The organism is Thermus sp. H19.2 (assembly GCF_054979525.1).
Window position 1 is genome coordinate 1,963,194 of the sequence record NZ_CM143429.1, and the last position, 16,225, is coordinate 1,979,418.

The 16,225-nt window shown below is 66.3% G+C and carries 17 protein-coding genes; 8 read left to right on the top strand and 9 right to left on the bottom strand.

Going from position 1 to position 16,225, the window contains the following annotated elements:
* The first annotated feature begins 21 nt into the window (after positions 1-21).
* From ACY5J6_RS10610 to ACY5J6_RS10630, 5 genes are read left to right on the top strand one after another with little or no spacing between them, the layout of a single operon-like run.
* A complete protein-coding gene (locus ACY5J6_RS10610) occupies positions 22-810 on the top strand; it encodes an enoyl-CoA hydratase/isomerase family protein (protein ID WP_462845036.1) in 789 nt (262 codons plus the stop codon).
* Complete coding sequence (locus ACY5J6_RS10615) at positions 807-1,514, top strand: pseudouridine synthase (RefSeq protein ID WP_462845038.1); 708 nt, start codon at positions 807-809, stop codon at positions 1,512-1,514. Before ACY5J6_RS10610 ends, ACY5J6_RS10615 begins: the two co-directional genes overlap by 4 nt.
* Positions 1,511-2,056, top strand: a complete 546-nt coding sequence (gene hpt, locus ACY5J6_RS10620; protein ID WP_462845040.1) for a hypoxanthine phosphoribosyltransferase — start codon at positions 1,511-1,513, stop codon at positions 2,054-2,056. Before ACY5J6_RS10615 ends, hpt begins: the two co-directional genes overlap by 4 nt.
* The gene (locus ACY5J6_RS10625; RefSeq protein WP_462845042.1) at positions 2,053-2,721 is read left to right on the top strand and encodes a queuosine precursor transporter; all 669 of its coding nucleotides are present in this window, start codon (positions 2,053-2,055) and stop codon (positions 2,719-2,721) included. Before hpt ends, ACY5J6_RS10625 begins: the two co-directional genes overlap by 4 nt.
* Before the next feature lie 32 nt (positions 2,722-2,753).
* Entirely contained in the window at positions 2,754-3,980 is a 1,227-nt protein-coding gene (locus ACY5J6_RS10630; RefSeq protein ID WP_462845043.1) for an adenylosuccinate synthase, read from the top strand.
* Between the two features lie 101 nt (positions 3,981-4,081).
* On the opposite strand, the gene trpD is transcribed toward ACY5J6_RS10630, so the two are convergent.
* The 8 genes from trpD to ACY5J6_RS10670 all read right to left on the bottom strand — a co-directional run bounded on the left by trpD (position 4,082) and on the right by ACY5J6_RS10670 (position 12,333).
* A complete protein-coding gene (gene trpD, locus ACY5J6_RS10635) occupies positions 4,082-5,071 on the bottom strand; it encodes an anthranilate phosphoribosyltransferase (RefSeq protein ID WP_462845045.1) in 990 nt (329 codons plus the stop codon).
* Positions 5,059-5,640, bottom strand: a complete 582-nt coding sequence (locus tag ACY5J6_RS10640) for an anthranilate synthase component II (RefSeq protein WP_462845047.1) — start codon at positions 5,638-5,640, stop codon at positions 5,059-5,061. Before ACY5J6_RS10640 ends, trpD begins: the two co-directional genes overlap by 13 nt.
* Positions 5,641-5,688: 48 nt before the next feature.
* Positions 5,689-7,077 (bottom strand): anthranilate synthase component I, encoded by a 1,389-nt coding sequence (gene trpE / locus ACY5J6_RS10645; RefSeq protein ID WP_462845049.1) that lies wholly within the window; start codon positions 7,075-7,077, stop codon positions 5,689-5,691.
* A 216-nt stretch (positions 7,078-7,293) separates the two neighbouring features.
* Positions 7,294-8,844 carry an L-glutamate gamma-semialdehyde dehydrogenase gene (gene pruA / locus ACY5J6_RS10650; RefSeq protein WP_462845051.1) on the bottom strand — a complete coding sequence of 517 codons (1,551 nt, stop codon included), beginning with the start codon at positions 8,842-8,844 and terminating at the stop codon, positions 7,294-7,296.
* A 9-nt stretch (positions 8,845-8,853) separates the two neighbouring features.
* A complete protein-coding gene (locus ACY5J6_RS10655; protein WP_462845052.1) occupies positions 8,854-9,777 on the bottom strand; it encodes a proline dehydrogenase in 924 nt (307 codons plus the stop codon).
* Positions 9,774-10,433, bottom strand: coding sequence for a GntR family transcriptional regulator (locus ACY5J6_RS10660; RefSeq protein ID WP_462845054.1), 660 nt, complete (start codon positions 10,431-10,433; stop codon positions 9,774-9,776). The genes ACY5J6_RS10655 and ACY5J6_RS10660 overlap by 4 nt, the downstream gene beginning before the upstream one ends.
* 80 nt (positions 10,434-10,513) lie before the next feature.
* Complete coding sequence (locus tag ACY5J6_RS10665) at positions 10,514-11,311, bottom strand: CsgG/HfaB family protein (protein ID WP_462845056.1); 798 nt, start codon at positions 11,309-11,311, stop codon at positions 10,514-10,516.
* A 113-nt stretch (positions 11,312-11,424) separates the two neighbouring features.
* A complete protein-coding gene (locus tag ACY5J6_RS10670) occupies positions 11,425-12,333 on the bottom strand; it encodes a DUF4032 domain-containing protein (RefSeq protein WP_462845057.1) in 909 nt (302 codons plus the stop codon).
* Positions 12,334-12,429: 96 nt separating this feature from the next.
* Between ACY5J6_RS10670 and ACY5J6_RS10675 the strand changes: the two genes are divergently transcribed.
* From ACY5J6_RS10675 to ACY5J6_RS10685, 3 genes are read left to right on the top strand one after another with little or no spacing between them, the layout of a single operon-like run.
* Positions 12,430-13,617: a glycine C-acetyltransferase gene (locus ACY5J6_RS10675; protein ID WP_462845059.1), complete on the top strand. Its 1,188-nt coding sequence runs from the start codon at positions 12,430-12,432 to the stop codon at positions 13,615-13,617.
* Positions 13,618-14,865 (top strand): TaqI-like C-terminal specificity domain-containing protein, encoded by a 1,248-nt coding sequence (locus ACY5J6_RS10680; protein WP_462845061.1) that lies wholly within the window; start codon positions 13,618-13,620, stop codon positions 14,863-14,865.
* Between the two features lie 20 nt (positions 14,866-14,885).
* Positions 14,886-15,677 carry a TaqI family restriction endonuclease gene (locus ACY5J6_RS10685; protein WP_462845063.1) on the top strand — a complete coding sequence of 264 codons (792 nt, stop codon included), beginning with the start codon at positions 14,886-14,888 and terminating at the stop codon, positions 15,675-15,677.
* Here the strand turns inward: ACY5J6_RS10685 and ACY5J6_RS10690 are convergent.
* Positions 15,664-16,050: a hypothetical protein gene (locus ACY5J6_RS10690; protein WP_462845065.1), complete on the bottom strand. Its 387-nt coding sequence runs from the start codon at positions 16,048-16,050 to the stop codon at positions 15,664-15,666. The two genes, ACY5J6_RS10685 and ACY5J6_RS10690, sit on opposite strands and share 14 nt — an antisense overlap.
* Positions 16,051-16,225 lie beyond the last annotated feature (175 nt).

Sequence of the window (16,225 nt, forward strand, 5' to 3'; positions counted from 1 at the left end):
ATCACCCCCTAGAATGGGAGGGTGGACCTGCAAGGGCGGTATCCCAGCCTAAGCTTCGCCTGGCCCCGGCCCGGGGTGCTGGAGATCGCCCTCGAGGGCGAAAAGCTGAACGCCCTGGGGCCCGCCGCCCACCGGGAGCTGGCCCGGGTGTGGCGGGACTTGGAAGAGGTGGAGGGCTTGCGGGCCGTGCTCCTCCGAGGGAAGGGCGGGGTCTTCTCCGCCGGGGGTTCCTTCGGCCTCATCGAGGAGATGCGCTCCTCCCACGAGGCCCTCCTCCGGGTCTTCTGGGAGGCCCGCGACCTGGTGCTGGGGCCACTCAACTTCCCGAGGCCCGTGGTGGCGGCGGTGGAAGGGGTAGCGGTGGGGGCGGGGCTCGCCCTGGCCCTCGCCGCCGACATCGTGGTGGCGGGGAAGGGGGCGAGGCTTCTGGACGGCCACCTCCGCCTCGGGGTGGCGGCGGGGGACCACGCCGTCCTCCTCTGGCCCCTCCTCGTGGGCATGGCCAAGGCCAAGTACCACCTCCTCCTGAACGAGCCCCTCACGGGGAAGGAGGCGGAGCGCCTGGGCCTCGTGGCCTTGGCGGTGGAGGACGAAAAGGTCTACGAGAAGGCCCTCGAGGTGGCGGAAAGGCTCGCCCAGGGCCCCAAGGAGGCCCTAAGCCACACCAAGCACGCCCTCAACCACTGGTACCGAAGCTTCCTCCCCCACTTTGAGCTCTCCTTGGCCCTGGAGTTCTTAGGGTTTTCCGGGAAGGAGCTGGAGGAGGGCCTCAAGGCCCTCAAGGAGAAGCGCCCCCCCGAGTTCCCATGAAGGAACTCCGCCTCCAGGCCTTCCTCGCCCGGGCCGGGGTGGCGAGCCGCCGCAAGGCGGAGGAGCTCATCCGCCAGGGGCGGGTGCGGGTGAACGGGAAGGTGGCGATCCTCGGCCAGAAGGTGGGGCTCGAGGACCTCGTGGAGGTGGACGGGAAGCGGGTGGCCCTGCCCCAAGAAAGGGTGGTCCTCGCCCTCCACAAACCCAAGGGCTACACCACCACCCGCCACGACCCCCACGCCCGGCGCACCGTCTTTGACCTTCTCCCCGATATCCCCGGCCTCCACCCCGTGGGCCGCCTGGACCGGGACTCCGAGGGCCTCCTTCTCCTGACCAACGACGGGGACCTGACGCAACGCCTCACCCACCCCCGCTTCGGGGTGCGGAAGGTCTACCGGGTGTGGACGGAGGGGGGGACGCTCCCCGAGGCGGTGTGCGGGAGGCTCCTTTCGGGCGTGGACCTCGAGGACGGCCCCGCCCGGGCCCTGGCCTGCCGCCCGGCCCCTGGGGGGGCGGTTCTCGTCCTGGGGGAGGGGCGCAAGCGGGAGGTGCGGCGGATGCTCCAGAGGGTGGGCTACCCGGTGAAGCGCCTCCTGAGGCTCCAGGTGGGGCCCATCCGCCTCGGGGACCTCCCCCCCGGGAAGTGGCGGAGGCTTTCCCAGGGGGAGGTCAAGGCCCTCCTCCGGCTCGTGGGGCTAGAATGAAGGGCATGTTCACGCCGGGGGACGGACCCGTGCAGATCAGCGCCGAGGCCATAAAGAAGCGGGTGGAGGAGCTGGGGAGGGAGATCGCCCGGGACTACCAGGGCAAGACCCCCCACCTGATCTGCGTCCTGAACGGGGCCTTCATCTTCATGGCCGACCTGGTGCGGGCCATCCCCCTGCCCCTCACCCTGGACTTCATCGCCATCAGCTCCTACGGGAACGCCTTCAAGTCCAGCGGGGAGGTGGAGCTTTTGAAGGACCTCCGCCTTCCCATCCACGGCCGGGACGTGATCGTGGTGGAGGACATCGTGGACACGGGGCTCACCCTCTCCTACCTCCTGGACTACCTCGAGGCCAGGAAGCCCGCCTCCGTCCGCGTGGCCGCCCTCCTCTCCAAGCCCAGCCGCCGCCAGGTGGAGGTCCCCATCCACTACCTGGGCTTTGAGATCGAGGACGCCTACGTCTACGGCTACGGCCTGGACCGGGCCCAGTTTGACCGCAACCTGCCCTTCATCACCTCCATCCGCCCGGAGGAGGAATGAGGTACCCGGACCTCCTCACCGCCCTCTTCGCCACGGTCCTCCTCGTCTCCAACGTGGCCTCCACCAAGCTCGTGGTCTTGGGGCCCTTCACCTTTGACGGGGGCACCCTCCTCTTCCCCCTGGCCTACATCTTCGGGGACGTCCTCACCGAGGTCTACGGCTACCGGAGAAGCCGCAGGGTCATCTGGATCGGCTTCTTCGCCCTCCTCCTCGCCACCCTCACCTTCCAGGCCGTGGCCCACCTCCCCGCCCCGCCCGACGAGGAGAGCCAGCGCTTCGGCGAGGCCTTTGGCCTCCTCCTGGGCCTCACCCCGAGGATCGTCCTGGGAAGCCTCCTGGCCTACTTCCTGGGGGAGTTCGCCAACGCTTACGTCCTGGCCAAGCTCAAGGTGCGCACGGAAGGGCGCTTCTTCTGGCTCCGGGCCCTCGCCTCCACCCTGGTGGGCCAGGGGCTGGACACCGGGGTCTTCCTCCTGGTGGCCTTCCACGGGGTCTTTCCGAGCGAGGTCCTCCCCGCCGTCTTCCTCTCCAACTACGCCTTCAAGGTGGGGGTGGAGGCGGTCATGCTCCCCCTCACCTACGCCGTGGTGGGCTTCCTCAAGCGGGCCGAGGGTCTGGACGTCTACGACCGGGACACGGACTTCAACCCCTTCCGCCTGGCATGAGCCCCGGAGGAAGTGGCGTAAGCTTTAGGGGGATGCCGGGGATCGCCATCATCGGAGCGCAGTGGGGGGACGAGGGCAAGGGCAAGGTGGTGGACGTCCTGGCCCGGGAGGCGGACTACGTGATCCGCTACCAGGGCGGGGCCAACGCCGGGCACACCGTGGTGGCCGAGGGGAAGGTCTTCAAGCTCAACCTCCTGCCCTCGGGGGTCATCCACCCCCACGCGGTGAACGTCCTGGGGGACGGGATGGTCATCGACCCCTTCCGCTTCCAGGAGGAGGTGGAAGGCCTGCGGAAGGAGGGGTTTGACCCCAAGATCCTGGTCTCGGAACGGGCCCACCTCGTCCTCCCCCACCACAAGCACGTGGAAAGCCGCCACAACTTCGTGGGGACCACGGGGCGTGGCATCGGCCCCGCCTACTCCGACCGGGCGCGGCGGGTGGGGATAAGGGCCGGGGACCTTTTGGACGAGGCCACCCTGAGGGAGAGGGTGCGCCGCCTCCTCTTAGAGAAGCCCAACTCCACCCGGGAGGCGGGCTGGGACACGGAGGAAAAGGCCCTCGCCGACCTCCACCGCATGCGGGAGATCCTAAGCCCCTACATCGCCGACACGGGGACCCTCCTCCGGGAGGCCTGGCGCAAGGGAAAGCGCCTCCTCTTTGAGGGGGCCCAGGCCACCCTTTTGGACCTGAACTACGGCACCTACCCCTACGTGACCAGCTCCCACCCCACGGTGGGGGGGATCCTGGTGGGGACGGGCCTCTCCCACAAGGCCATCACCAAGGTCTACGGCGTGGCCAAGGCCTACACCACGCGGGTAGGGGAAGGCCCCTTCCCCACGGAGCTCCAGGGGGCGCTGGCCCACCACCTCCGGGAAAAGGGCGGCGAGTACGGCACCACCACGGGAAGGCCCAGGAGGGTGGGCTGGCTGGACCTGGTGGCCCTCCGGTACGCCTCTGAGGTGAACGGCTTTGACGGCCTCGTCCTCACCAAGCTGGACGTGCTCTCCGGGCTGGAGAAGGTGAAGGTGGCCGTGGAGTACCTAGACGGGGCCCGGCCCGGGGAGGCCAGCCCGGAAGCGGTGCGCTACCTGGAGCTTCCCGGCTGGGGCGACCTTTCCCATGTGAAGCGCCGGGAGGACCTCCCGCCAAGCCTCCTCCGCTACCTGGAACTCATTGAGGAGCACACCGGGGTCCCGGTGGTCCTCTTTTCCACCAGCCCCAAGCGGGAGGACACCTTCGGAGCGGTGAGCTGGGTATAACCACCGCCGTCTGCCCGACGGAAGCCGGCGCTACGAGGTGGTGGAGAAGGACCAGGTGGAGCTCCCTGCGTGGGAGCGGTCCTGGACCTGGAGGACTTCCCCTAGGGCCTGAGGAAGGCCACGTAGCGCTCCAGGAGGAGGTAGGCCTCCCCCGAGGCCAAAACCTCCCGGGCCAAGGCCACCCCCTCCCTCAGGGAGGGGGTTTTCCCTGCGACGTAGAACCCCGCCCCTGCGGCCAGGGCCACGGCGTCGGCCAGGGGGCCCCTTTCCTCCCCTTTAAGGAGGCGCCGGGCCAGCGCAGCGTTCTCCTCCGGGCCTCCCCCTTTCAAGGCCTCGAGGGGAGCCCTCTCTAGGCCCACCTCCTCCGGGGTTAGGGTGTAGGCCCCCTTCCCCACCTCCACCACCTGGTTCTCCCCCAGCACGAGCTCGTCCGCCCCCTCCCCGTGGACCACGAGGCCCCGGGCCCCAAGCCTTTCCAGGGCCTCGGCCATGGGGGCGAGCCACCTCGGGCTAAAGACCCCGAGGACGTAGGCGTCCGCCCCGGCGGGGTTGGTGAGGGGCCCAAGGAGGTTGAAGACGGTGCGCACGCCGAGCTCGGCCCGCACCGGGGCCACGTGGCGCATGGCGGGGTGGAAGAGGCGGGCGAAGAGGAAGCCAAAACCCAGCTCCCCTATGGCCTCTTCCACCCTCTCAGGGGGGGCCTCCAGGTCCACCCCCAAGGCCTCCAGGAGGTCCGCGCTCCCCGCCCTGGAGCTCGCCGCCCGGTTCCCGTGCTTGGCCACGGCCACGCCCCCCGCCGCCGCCACCAGGGCGGCCAGGGTGGAGAGGTTGAGAAGCCCTTTCCCGTCCCCCCCGGTGCCCACGATGTCCAAGAGGGGGCGCCGGTTCACCCTTAGGGGCCTCGCCGCCTCCCGCATGGCCTTGGCCATGGCGGCGATCTCGTGGGGCCTCTCCCCCCGCAGGCTCATGGCCGCAAGAAGCCCCGCCGCCCGCACCGGGGAGACCTCCCCCGCCATCAGGGCCCGCATGACCTCGTAGGCCTCGCCCTCCTCCAAAACCTCGCCCAGAATGGCCTTCTTCACCGCGTCCATGGGTCCTCCAGGAAGTTCTTGAGGATGAGTTTACCCGCCTCCGTGAGGTAGCTCTCCGGGTGGAACTGCACCCCGTGGGTGGGGTAGTCCCGGTGGCGGAAGCCCATCACCGTCCGCCCCCCCGCCTCCTCCGCCCAGGCGTTCACCACGAGGGCCTCCGGCACCTCCACCACCGCCAGGGAGTGGTAGCGGGTGGCGGGGAAGGGGCTATCTAGCCCCCGGAAGACCCCGGTGCCGTCGTGGTGAATGGGGCTCACCTTGCCGTGCATGAGAACGGGGGCGGGGACCACCCTCCCCCCGAAGGCCGCCCCGATGGCCTGGTGCCCCAGGCAGACCCCCAGGATGGGGTAGCGGGGGGCGTAGCGCTGGACCAGGGGGATGGAAAGCCCCGCCTCAAAGGGGGTGCAGGGCCCGGGGCTTATCAGGATCCGGTCCGGGTCCAAGGCCTCCACCTCTTCCAGAAGGAAGCGGTCGTTCCGCCACACGATGGGCTCCGCCCCAAGCTCCCCCAGGTACTGCACCAGATTGTAGGTGAAGCTGTCGTAGTTATCGATCACGAGCACCCTCACGCCGCCCTCCTCCCTTCCCGGGGCCCCCATGCTGGCTTGGGCCAGGCATCATAGCCCCTCCTCCGCCATCTCCACCGCCTTGAGGAGCGCCCGCGCCTTGTTCCAGCACTCCTCGTACTCCCTTTCCGGCGCCGAGTCCGCCACGATCCCCGCCCCCGCCTGGACGTGCATCCGCCCGTCCGCCACCACAAAGGTGCGCAGGGTGAGGGCCATGTCCATGGCCCCGTCGTAGGCCAGGTAGCCGAAGCTTCCCCCGTAGGGCCCACGGCGGTGGGGCTCCAGCTCCTCAATGATCTCCATGGCCCGGATCTTCGGGGCCCCGGAGACCGTCCCCATGGGCAGCACGCTGGCCAGGGCGTCCAAGGGGGTCTTCCCCTCGGCCAGAACCCCTTCCACCGTGGAGACCAGGTGCATCACGTGGGAGTAGTGCTCCACGTGGAGGGGCTCGAGGACCCGCACCGTGCCGAAGGCCGAAACCCGGCCGATGTCGTTCCGGGAAAGGTCCAAAAGCATCACGTGCTCCGCGACCTCCTTCTCGTCCTTAAGGAGTTCCTCGGCAAGCCTTCGGTCCTCCTCCTCGTCCTTCCCCCTCGGCCTCGTGCCCGCGATGGGCCGGGTGATCACTTTCTTGCCGTCCGAGCGCAGGAGGCTTTCCGGGCTCGCCGAGACCAAAACCACCTCCCCCAGGTCCAGGTAGCCCATGTAGGGGCTCGGGTTCACGCTCCTCAGGGCCCGGTAGAGGGCGAAGGGGTGGACGGTGAGGGGGGAGGAGAGCCTCAAGGAGAGGACCACCTGGAAGATGTCCCCCGCCCGGATGTAGTCCAGGGCCCTCCTCACCGCCTCCAGGTAGGCCTCCCGGGAAAAGTCCTCCTGGAAGCGGGCCCTCCCCCCCGCCCGCTCCCCCGGCACCCCGGGCAAGGGTCCCTTGAGCCGCCTCTCCGCCCAGAAGAGGCGGGCCTCCGCCTCCTCGGGGTCCTTCCCCGGGGCCACGAGGTGGAGGAGGTTTTTGAGGTGGTCAAAGACGGCCACCACCTCGGGCTCCACGAAGAGGAGGTCGGGGAGGCCGAGGTCGTCGGGCTTGAGGCTCGGAAGCCTTTCGTAGTAGCGGATGAGGTCGTAGGCGGCGTAGCCCACCACCCCGCCGAAGAAGGGGGGGAGGTCGGGGTGGCGCTCCAGGGGAGCGTAGACCCGCTCGTAGAGGGCGCGCAAGGGGTCTTGGGTTTCCACCCGCTCCCCGTTCACCGTGAAGACCCCGTCCTTCAGGCGGAAGGTGCGCCGCGCCCCCACCCCCACGATGGAGAAGCGGCTTTGCCGGCCCCGCTCCACCGACTCCAAGAGGAAGCTCACCGGAGCCTTTTCCGAAAGCTTCAAGTAGGCGGTCACCGGGGTCTCCAGGTCCGCCAGGAGGGTCTTGCGAAAGGGTCTTATGGTCTCCATGCCACCCCCTAAAGAAACCCCCGGGGCGTACACCCCGGGGGAAAGGCCGCCTCCCTCCCGGGGCCTAGCCGGGCCACCAGAGGAGGGAGGCAAGGCGCATGCTTCCAGGATAGCCCAAGGGAGGCTTCCGGTCTATACCCCTTTGGCGGGAGCTCTTCGCCCAAGCCAAGGCGTGGTACCGGGGCCCCCATGCTGGCCCCAAGCCAGCACGGGCACTTAGAAGCGCTCGGCCACGGTCTTCATCTGCAGGAAGTGGAGGAGGTAGTCGGGCCCCCCCGCCTTGGTGTCCGTGCCCGAGAGGTTGAAGCCGCCAAAGGGCTGCACCCCCACCAGGGCCCCGGTGATCTTGCGGTTGAAGTAGAGGTTGCCCACGTGGAACTCCCGCCTGGCCCGCTCCAGGTGCTCCCGCTTCCTGGAGTAGACCCCGCCCGTGAGGCCGTAGACGGTGTCGTTGGCCACCTCCAGCCCCTCGGCGAAGTCCTTCACCCGGATCACCGAAAGCACCGGGCCGAAGATCTCCTCCTGGGCGATCCTGGCCTTGGGAGGTACCTCGGTGAAGACGGTGGGGGCGATGAAGTACCCCTCCCCCTCGAGGCGCTGCCCCCCGAGGACCAGCTGCCCTTCCCCCTTGCCGATCTCAACGTAGGAGAGGATCTTCTCCTCCTGGGCCTTGGAGGCCACGGGGCCCAGGTCGGGGTTCTCCTCGGCCGGCCCCACCGAAAGCCTCTCCGCCCCCTTGAGGACCCTTTCCATCAGGGGCTCAAAGGCCTTCTCGGTGACGATGAGACGGCTTGCCGCCGAGCACTTCTGCCCCTGGAAGCCGTAGGCGGAGACGAGGATGCCTTCGGCGGCGGCCTCCAGGTCGGCGGTCTCGTCCACGAGGATGGCGTCCTTGCCCCCGAGCTCCAAAAAGACCCGCTTAAGCCACCGCTGCCCAGGGGCCAGCCGGGAGGCCGCCTGGTGGATCCAAAGGCCCACCTCGAGGCTCCCCGTGAAGTTGATGAACCGGGTCTTGGGGTGCTCCACCAGGTAGGCCCCCACCTCTTTCCCCTCCCCGGGCAGGAGGTTCACCACCCCCGGGGGGAAGCCCGCCTCGTGGAAGATCTCGAAGACCTTGGCGGCGATGACCACCGTGTCCTCGGCGGGCTTGGCCACCACGGTGTTCCCCACCACCACCGGCCCGGCGATCATGCCGGTGAAGATGGCGATGGGAAAGTTCCAAGGGGCGATGACCACCCCGGCCCCCAGGGGGATGTAGAAGCTCTCGTTGTCCTCGCCGGGGTAAGGCACCACCTCCACCGAGGGGTACTTGTACTTGAGGGCCTGGCGGGCGTAGTACTCCAGAAAGTCGATGGCCTCCGCCACCTCGGCGCTGGCCTCCACCCAGTTCTTGCCGATCTCGTAGACCAAGGTGGCCTCCAGCTCCCGCCGCCTCCTCTTCATGAGGGCGGCGGCCTTGAGAAGGAGGCGGCTCCGGTCCTCCTGGGGCCAGTCCTTCCAGGTCCCGAAGGCCTTCCAGGCGGCCTCGAGGGCGGCCTCGGCCTCCTCCCTTCCCGCCTTGGCCACGCTGCCCACCACTTGGCTAGGGGCCGAGGGGTTCAGGGAAAGGATCCTCTCCCGGGTGTCCACCCACTCGCCCCCCAGGTACAAGGGCCAGTGCCGGCCGAACTCGGCCCGGACGCGCCTCAAGGCCTCCTTCATCTCCCGCTTGGCTCCCTCGTCCTTAAAGGTCTCCACCGGCTGGTTGCGGAAAGGTTCTACCGTCATGGTCTCCTCCTAGCCTCCCAAGAGGCTTCTCAGCACCAAGAAGAGGTTCTCGGGGCGCTCGGCGATGCGGCGGGTGAGGTAGGGGTACCAGTGGGTACCGTAGGGCACGTAGGCCCGCACCACATACCCCTCCTGCGCAAGCCGCTTCTGCTCCTCGGGGCGCACCCCGTAAAGGAACTGGAACTCAAACCGCTCCCTGGGAATCCCCATGGCCTCGGTGTAGCGCCGGACCTCCCGGATCATCCGGGGATCGTGGGTGGCGAAGGCCACGTAAAGCCCTTCCCTCAGGGCCAGCTTCCCCAGGTGCAGGTACTCGGCGTCGATGAGACGCTTGTCCTGGAAGGCCACCTCCTGGGGTTCCCGGTAGGCCCCCTTCACCAGGCGGAGGTTGGGCCGGTAGGGCAGGAGGTCCAGAAGGTCCTTCTCCGTGCGGTAGAGGTAGCTTTGCAGGACGACCCCCACCTGGGAGAAGCCCTCCTCCCGGAGGGCTTTGTAGATGCGTAAGGTGGCCTCCACCCGGGGAGAGTCCTCCATGTCCAGGCGCACGAAGACCCCCCGGGGCTCCGCCTCCCTAAGGACCTCCCGCAAAAGGAAAAGGGCGAGGGCTTCGGAGAGGTCCAGGCCGAGCTGGGTGAGCTTCAAGGAGACGTACCTGGGCCAGGGCTTCTCCGCCAGAGCCCAGACGAGCTCAAGGAGCCCTCTCTGGAAGCCCCGGGCCTCCTCCTCGGTGCGCACCATCTCGCCCAAGAGGTCCAGGATGGCGTGGACGCCCTCCCGCTCCAGGGCCTCCGCCGCCTTAAGGGCCTCCTCCAAGGTCTCCCCCGCCACGTAGCGCCGCACCAGGCCCCGGGCTCGGGTCCGGATAAGGCGCTCCACCTGCGGGTTCCCCGCCACCTCCAGGACAAAGGACCGGTAGGCCAGGTCTAGGTTCATACCCCTCCTTTCAGCCGCCCCACCACCAGGTCGCGGAAGCGGTGGACGTGGGCCTCCACCGCCCGCCTCGCCCCCTCGGGGTCCTTGTGGGAGAGGGCCTCGAGGATCGCCCGGTGCTCCCGCCTCGTGGCCTCGTCCTGGGAGAGGGTGGGGAGGGCGCTCCGGGCCAGGGCCAGGGTGGCGAGGAGGTCCTCGTAGAGGCGGTAAAGCGTCCGGTTCCCGGATAGCCGCACCAGGGCGCGGTGGAACTCCAGGTCGCGGCGCATCTGCTCCGGGTAGTCCTCCCGCGGGGCCTCGTCTATGGCCCGAAGGAGGCGCTCAAGCTCGGCGAGCTCCCACGGGGTGGCCCTTAGGGCCGCTTCCCGCGCCGCCTCCCCCTCCAGGAGGGCCCGCACCCCGTAGACCTCCTCCACCTCCTCCGGGGCGAAGACCCGGACCCTCGCCCCCTTCCCCGGGACCAGCTCCACCAAGCCCTCCTCGGCGAGACGCATCAGGGCCTCCCGCACGGGGGTGCGGGAGACACCGAGTTCCTGGGCCAAAAGGGGCTCGGAAAGCCTTTCCCCCGGGGCGAAGCGGCCCAACAGCAAGAGGTCCTTGAGGTGGCGGTAGACCGCCTCGCGCACCTGGTTGGGGCGGCGGAAGCCCAGGGTCTGCATCCTGTATACAGGATGTACCAAGCGTACCCAATAGTCAAGCCAAGGGCGGCTCTCGAGGCCACCCCTGGCCTTTATTGAGGCTATTTAGCAGGCTGAGGCAAAGGTTGCCCGTCCGGGCCGTATTTGAAGTAAGAGGGCGGAATACGACGAATTAGTTCGTCAACGGCCTTGCTCACCATTACAGCCAAGGCCTTACCCATGGGGGTTTTCTGATACTGGCTCAAAGCACCACCCAAGGCAGCACCAGGAATCAAAGAGCCGAGAAGACCGCCAAAATCCGTATCCGAAGCCTCCCCTTCCACCCGGAAAGCGGCCACAACAGCACCCGTCCGTACATCTACTGCACGGAAGTCCACAGCTACGTAGGCCTTCTTCTGTCCGCCTGCCAAGGCTCCCAAGAGGCCTCCCACTAAGCCTCCACCTCCACCACGCGTACCCCCGGCATCTGGTTCGAAGGCCGTGATGGTCCCGGTTATCAAAATCTCCGCCCCTTGCAGCTGCTGCGCCTGATTACCAATTTGGCTCTCCTTTTGCAGCTGCTCCAATATAGAGCGCTCGTAAACAATGAAGTGGTTGGTATTAATAAGGGCGGTGGTAAGCATATCGGATATACCAGCTCCGATATCGCCCTTGCTGGTAGAAACTTCAACACCAAAGAGCTTACCGAGAATAGCTGCGCCTACTTGTGAGGAGTCTACGCCAGGGCCACACTTTTCTGCTTTGCATGGAAAGGAAGCCACAACCACCTTTGCCCGGGGTCCCGTGTAGTTGAGGTAGGGATTATCCGGGGAAAGCCCTGAGTCCACCTTGGTTGTTACCTGAGGTGCGCAAGCACCCAAAACTACCGCTCCGACCAGAAGAAGCCAGGTCCTCCGCACGAAAGCTTCACCTCCTTCTTCATCTACCCCCATGGGGGCTGTTGGTCAGCCTATGGAGTGGCAACAGGAGAGAGCAAGCGCACTTGCACTTGACAAAAAGGATTTTTTTGGTACTATACCTCTTTTCCCAAGAAAAGGGGCCTTAACATGTCTTTGAACCATCCTCCCCATCGCTTCCAGTAAGGCCCAAATCGCACTTCGTAGCTTTTCGCCGCCTCCTCGGGGGTGGGGTCCACCCCGAGCTCCTGGGCCAGGAAGTAGCGGTGGTCCATGACCCAGAGGTAGAGGTCGGCCTCGGTGCGGCCCGGGAAGTCCCTAAGGAGGCCCAGGCGGCGGATGGCCTCCACCGTGGGCTTGTAGAGGTTTTGGTACCAGTCCACCACCGTCTCCTCCCAGGGGATTTCCCGGTTCTCCTCGAGCCCCTTGAAGTACCGCCGCGTGGCGATGTGGTCCAGGAGGAGGTCGTACCGGCCTAAGGCGGTGAAGCGGATCTCCTCTGCCCCGGGGACGAGGTCTTTGAGCCGCGTCTTCTCCAGGAAGTGGGCGTACTCGGCCTTGAGTATGAGGTCTTTCAGCGTGTCCGAGGCTTCCACGGGCACCGGGACCTCGAGGGCGATGACGTAGGCGTCCATGAACTTCTGCCCCGTGGCCTTGGCCAGGGCCACCCGGTGGTTCCCGTCCTTCACGAAGTAGGCCTCCCCCACCTGGTAGACCTCTATGGGGGGGAACTCCGCCCCCGCAAGCTGGAGGGCGCGGAGGCGCTTCCAGCGCTCCAGGGTGTGGGGGGTCTTGGGGAGGAAGCGGTGGTCAAAGTCCTCGTAGCGGTCCACGGAGCCCACCACCTTGTCCACCTCGATGATCCTGAGGCCCAGATGGCGCTCCCCTCTGGGCCTCAGCGCCAGGGCCTGGTGGAAAGGAAGGAGGACGTTCGGCTCCCCCCTGAGGCGGTGGAGGAGCTCGTGGAGCTTCGCCCGGCGTTCCAGGCGCTCGGCTTCGGTTTCGGCTTGCAGCTCGGCCCTCATGGAACCGCTACCACCCCCATCCCTAGGGTAGCGCCTTTCGGTCAGAGGAAGGTGAGGCCCTGGACAGCCCCGGGGCCCAGGCGGTTAGATAAGGCCATGAGCCTAGATCTGCGCGCACGCGTCCGCGAGGAGCTGGAAAGGCTCAAGCGGGAGGGGCTTTACATCTCCCCCAAGGTCCTCGAGGCCCCCCAGGAGCCCGTGACCCGGGTGGAGGGGCGGGAGGTGGTGAACCTCGCCTCCAACAACTACCTGGGCTTCGCCAACCACCCCTACCTCAAGGAGAAGGCCCGCCAGTACCTGGAGAAGTGGGGGGCGGGAAGCGGAGCGGTGCGCACCATCGCTGGCACCTTCACCTACCACGTGGAGCTGGAGGAGGCCCTGGCCCGCTTCAAGGGCACGGAAAGCGCCCTGGTCCTCCAGTCGGGCTTCACCGCCAACCAGGGGGTGCTGGGGGCCCTCCTCCAGGAGGGGGACCTGGTCTTCTCCGACGAGCTGAACCACGCCAGCATCATCGACGGCCTCCGCCTCACCAAGGCCACCCGGCTGGTCTTCCGCCACGCCGACGTGGACCACCTGGAGGAACTCCTCAAGGCCCACGACACCGACGGGCTCAAGCTCATCGTCACCGACGGGGTCTTCTCCATGGACGGGGATATCGCCCCCCTGGACCGGATCGTCCCCTTGGCCAAGAAGTACGGGGCGGTGGTCTACGTGGACGACGCCCACGGGAGCGGGGTCTTAGGGGAGAAAGGAAAGGGCACGGTCCACCACTATGGCTTCCACCAGGACCCCGACGTGATCCAGGTGGCCACCCTCTCCAAGGCCTGGGCGGTGATCGGGGGCTACGCTGCGGGGGCCCGGGAGCTCAAGAACCTCCTCATCAACAAGGCCAGGCCCTTCCTCTTCTCCACCAGCCACCCCCCGGCGGTGGTGGGGGCGCTTCTGGGAGCGCTGGAGCTTATAGAGAAGGAGCCCGAGCGGGTGGAAAGGCTTTGGGAGAACACCCGCTACTTCAAGGAGGAGCTCGCCCGCCTGGGCTACGACACCCTGGGGAGCCAGACCCCCATCACCCCGGTCCTCTTCGGGGAGGCCCCCTTGGCCTTTGAGGCGAGCCGCCTCCTCCTAGAGGAGGGGGTCTTCGCCGTGGGTATCGGCTTCCCTACCGTGCCCCGGGGCAAGGCGAGGATCCGCAACATCGTCACCGCCGCCCACACGAAGGAGATGCTGGATAGGGCCCTCGAGGCCTACGAGAAGGTGGGCAAGAGGCTCGGTATAATCCGCTAAATGCTCTTCCCTCCTTCCCTCCCTCCCACGCCCTCCGGGCGGAGCCTGGGCCGGGTGGAAACCCCTCCCGAGGTGGTGCGCTTCATGGTGGGGCTAGCCGAGGCCCCTAAAGGGGGAAGGGTGCTGGAGCCCGCCTCTGCCCATGGGCCCTTCCTCCGGGCCTTCCGGGAGGCCCACGGGACGGGCTACCGCTTCTTCGGGGTGGAGATCGACCCAAACGCCCTGGACCTTCCCCCTTGGGGGGAAGGGGTGGTGGCGGACTTCCTCCTCTGGGAGCCGGGGGAGGCCTTTGACCTGATCCTAGGAAATCCGCCCTACGGCATCGTGGGGGAAGCCAGCAAGTACCCCATCCACGTCCTCAAAGAGGTCAAGGGCCTTTACAAGAAGGCCTTTTCCACCTGGAGGGGGAAGTACAACCTGTATGGGGCCTTCATAGAGAAGTCCGTCCGGCTTCTAAGACCTGGCGGGATTCTCGTCTTCGTGGTCCCCGCCACGTGGCTCGTCTTGGACGATTTTTCCCTTCTTCGGGCCTTTTTAGCCCGGGAGGGAAGGGTGGAGGTGTACTACCTGGGCGAGGTCTTCCCCAGAAGAAAGGTGAGCGCCGTGGTCCTTCGGCTTCGGAAGGGAGGAAAGGGCCTCGCCCTCTGGGAGGCGAAGCGGAAGGGAGGGGAGTTCGTTCCCACACTTTGGGAAGAGTACCCCAACTGGCGAGGGGAGATGGTTCGCTTCGAAACCGAGGAAACCCGAAGGCTGGAAGCCTCCGGAACACCCCTCGGTGAGCTCTTCCACATCCGCTTTGCTGCCAGGAGCCCGGAGTTCAAAAGGCATCCCGCCGTCCAAAGGGAACCGGGGCCAGGCCTGGTGCCCGTCCTCACGGGAAAGAACCTGAGGCCGGGTTGGATAGACTACGAGAAAAACCACTCTGGTCTTTGGATGCCCAAGGAGAGGGCCAAGGAACTCAGGGACTTCTACGCCACGCCCCACCTGGTGGTGGCCCACACCAAGGGGACTAGGGTGGTGGCCGCTTGGGACGAAAGGGCCTATCCCTGGCGGGAGGAGTTCCACCTCCTGCCCAAGGAAGGGGTGAGGCTAGACGACTTATCCCTACTAATGGAATGGTTAAACTCTGAAGAAATGCAGGCGCATGTGAGGACCCTTTATCGGGAGTTCGTGCCCCACCTGACGCTGAGGATGCTGGAGCGGCTTCCTGTTCCCCACCTGACGCTATGGGCCTTAAGCAAATTGTGAGAAAAGGGTAAGGAGGGAAGATGGCTTCCAAACAAGCTCGGAGAGCGCTTAAGGCCTTTGAGGATTTTCTCAGGGGTTTGGACCTTGAAGCTTATCAAAAGAAATACCGTCGCATTAAAACGGTAGAGCAAGACCTACCTCAAAAACTCAACCCACTTCCAGACTTGTACGAGCACTATTGGAAACCCGGCGGGGGCACCCTTTCCTTTCCCAGTTTTGAAGCTTTCTTCGACGGTTGGTGGGAGAAGCACCTTAAGCCCCTGGACGAGTTCATACGCAAGTACTTTTGGGGATGCTCCTACGAGTTTGTCCGCCTCGGCCTCGAGGCCAGGCTTTACCGGACGGCCGTTTCCATCTGGACTCAGTTTCACTTCTGCTACCGCTGGAACGCCTCTTGCGAGCTTCCTCTAGAAGCTACCCCAGAACTCGACGCTCAAGGGATAGACGCGCTGATCCGTACAAGCGGGTCTCCAACAGGAATCCAAATCAAAAAGGAAACTTACCGTTCCGAGGCTCGAAGCGAGAACCGCTTTTTAAGGAGGCAAAGAGGCACCGCCCTCATCGAGGTTCCCTACACCCTGCAGACACCAGAGGAGCTCAAAGAAAAAGCCAAGCGGGCAAGAGTGAACAGAGAAACCTACCTTCTATGGGCTAAGGTCGCGCAACATTTGGATCGCCTAGAAAACGGATTCGTCATTTTCCGGGAAAGCTATGTGAAAAGGATTGAGCTTTTTCTCCAGAAAAACGCTCCTACCCTATCTGGGCTCATCCGCTGGGAAAAGGTGGCCCAGGAAGCCCTCACCGCCCCGTGAAGTAAACCCGGAGGACGAGCCCCACGCAGAAGAGGAGCCCCAAGGCCACGAAAAGCTCGGGGCGCCTCGGGGGGTCTTTCAGGCCGCGGTGGAGCCACCCCCCGGGCTCGAGGCCTCCCAGGTAGTGGAGCCCCGCCGCCAGGAGGAGGCCGTAGAGGAGGTGGAGGCCGTCCTTGGGGCGAAGGCCCAGGAGAAGGAGAAGAAAGCCCAAGGCCACCTGGAGGATGGCCACCCAAGCCGCCCCCCGGAGGAAGGCGTAGAACCGGGAGGGCAGGGGGCGGAGGAAGCCGAAAAGGCCCGCGAGGGCCAAGGCGGGCACCGCCGCGAGGAGCAGGGCCCCCAAAAGGGCGTGGAGGAGGATCAGGACCACCATAGAGGGCAGGATACCGGGCAAAGGCCGGGCGGGAAAGCGGGGCTAAGTACCCCACCGCGGCTTTCGCCGCGGCGGGGGCCCCAAAAGGACTTTCTCCCAGCCCTGTTTCGGGTGTCCCATGTTGCGAAAACAACGTGTGGACACTTAGCTTGATATCCGTCCATTCAACCCCTTG

Bases quoted from the DNA above. Each gene is read 5' to 3' on its own strand.
- pruA (WP_462845051.1), bottom strand. From the start codon at position 8,844: ATGACGGTAGAACCTTTCCGCAACCAGCCGGTGGAGACCTTTAAGGAC.
- ACY5J6_RS10680 (WP_462845061.1), top strand. From the start codon at position 13,618: ATGCTCTTCCCTCCTTCCCTCCCTCCCACGCCCTCCGGGCGGAGCCTG.
- trpD (WP_462845045.1), bottom strand. From the start codon at position 5,071: ATGGACGCGGTGAAGAAGGCCATTCTGGGCGAGGTTTTGGAGGAGGGC.
- ACY5J6_RS10655 (WP_462845052.1), bottom strand. From the start codon at position 9,777: ATGAACCTAGACCTGGCCTACCGGTCCTTTGTCCTGGAGGTGGCGGGG.
- ACY5J6_RS10615 (WP_462845038.1), top strand. From the start codon at position 807: ATGAAGGAACTCCGCCTCCAGGCCTTCCTCGCCCGGGCCGGGGTGGCG.
- ACY5J6_RS10630 (WP_462845043.1), top strand. From the start codon at position 2,754: ATGCCGGGGATCGCCATCATCGGAGCGCAGTGGGGGGACGAGGGCAAG.
- ACY5J6_RS10675 (WP_462845059.1), top strand. From the start codon at position 12,430: ATGAGCCTAGATCTGCGCGCACGCGTCCGCGAGGAGCTGGAAAGGCTC.
- ACY5J6_RS10670 (WP_462845057.1), bottom strand. From the start codon at position 12,333: ATGAGGGCCGAGCTGCAAGCCGAAACCGAAGCCGAGCGCCTGGAACGC.
- hpt (WP_462845040.1), top strand. From the start codon at position 1,511: ATGAAGGGCATGTTCACGCCGGGGGACGGACCCGTGCAGATCAGCGCC.
- ACY5J6_RS10690 (WP_462845065.1), bottom strand. From the start codon at position 16,050: ATGGTGGTCCTGATCCTCCTCCACGCCCTTTTGGGGGCCCTGCTCCTC.
- ACY5J6_RS10660 (WP_462845054.1), bottom strand. From the start codon at position 10,433: ATGCAGACCCTGGGCTTCCGCCGCCCCAACCAGGTGCGCGAGGCGGTC.
- trpE (WP_462845049.1), bottom strand. From the start codon at position 7,077: ATGGAGACCATAAGACCCTTTCGCAAGACCCTCCTGGCGGACCTGGAG.
- ACY5J6_RS10685 (WP_462845063.1), top strand. From the start codon at position 14,886: ATGGCTTCCAAACAAGCTCGGAGAGCGCTTAAGGCCTTTGAGGATTTT.
- ACY5J6_RS10625 (WP_462845042.1), top strand. From the start codon at position 2,053: ATGAGGTACCCGGACCTCCTCACCGCCCTCTTCGCCACGGTCCTCCTC.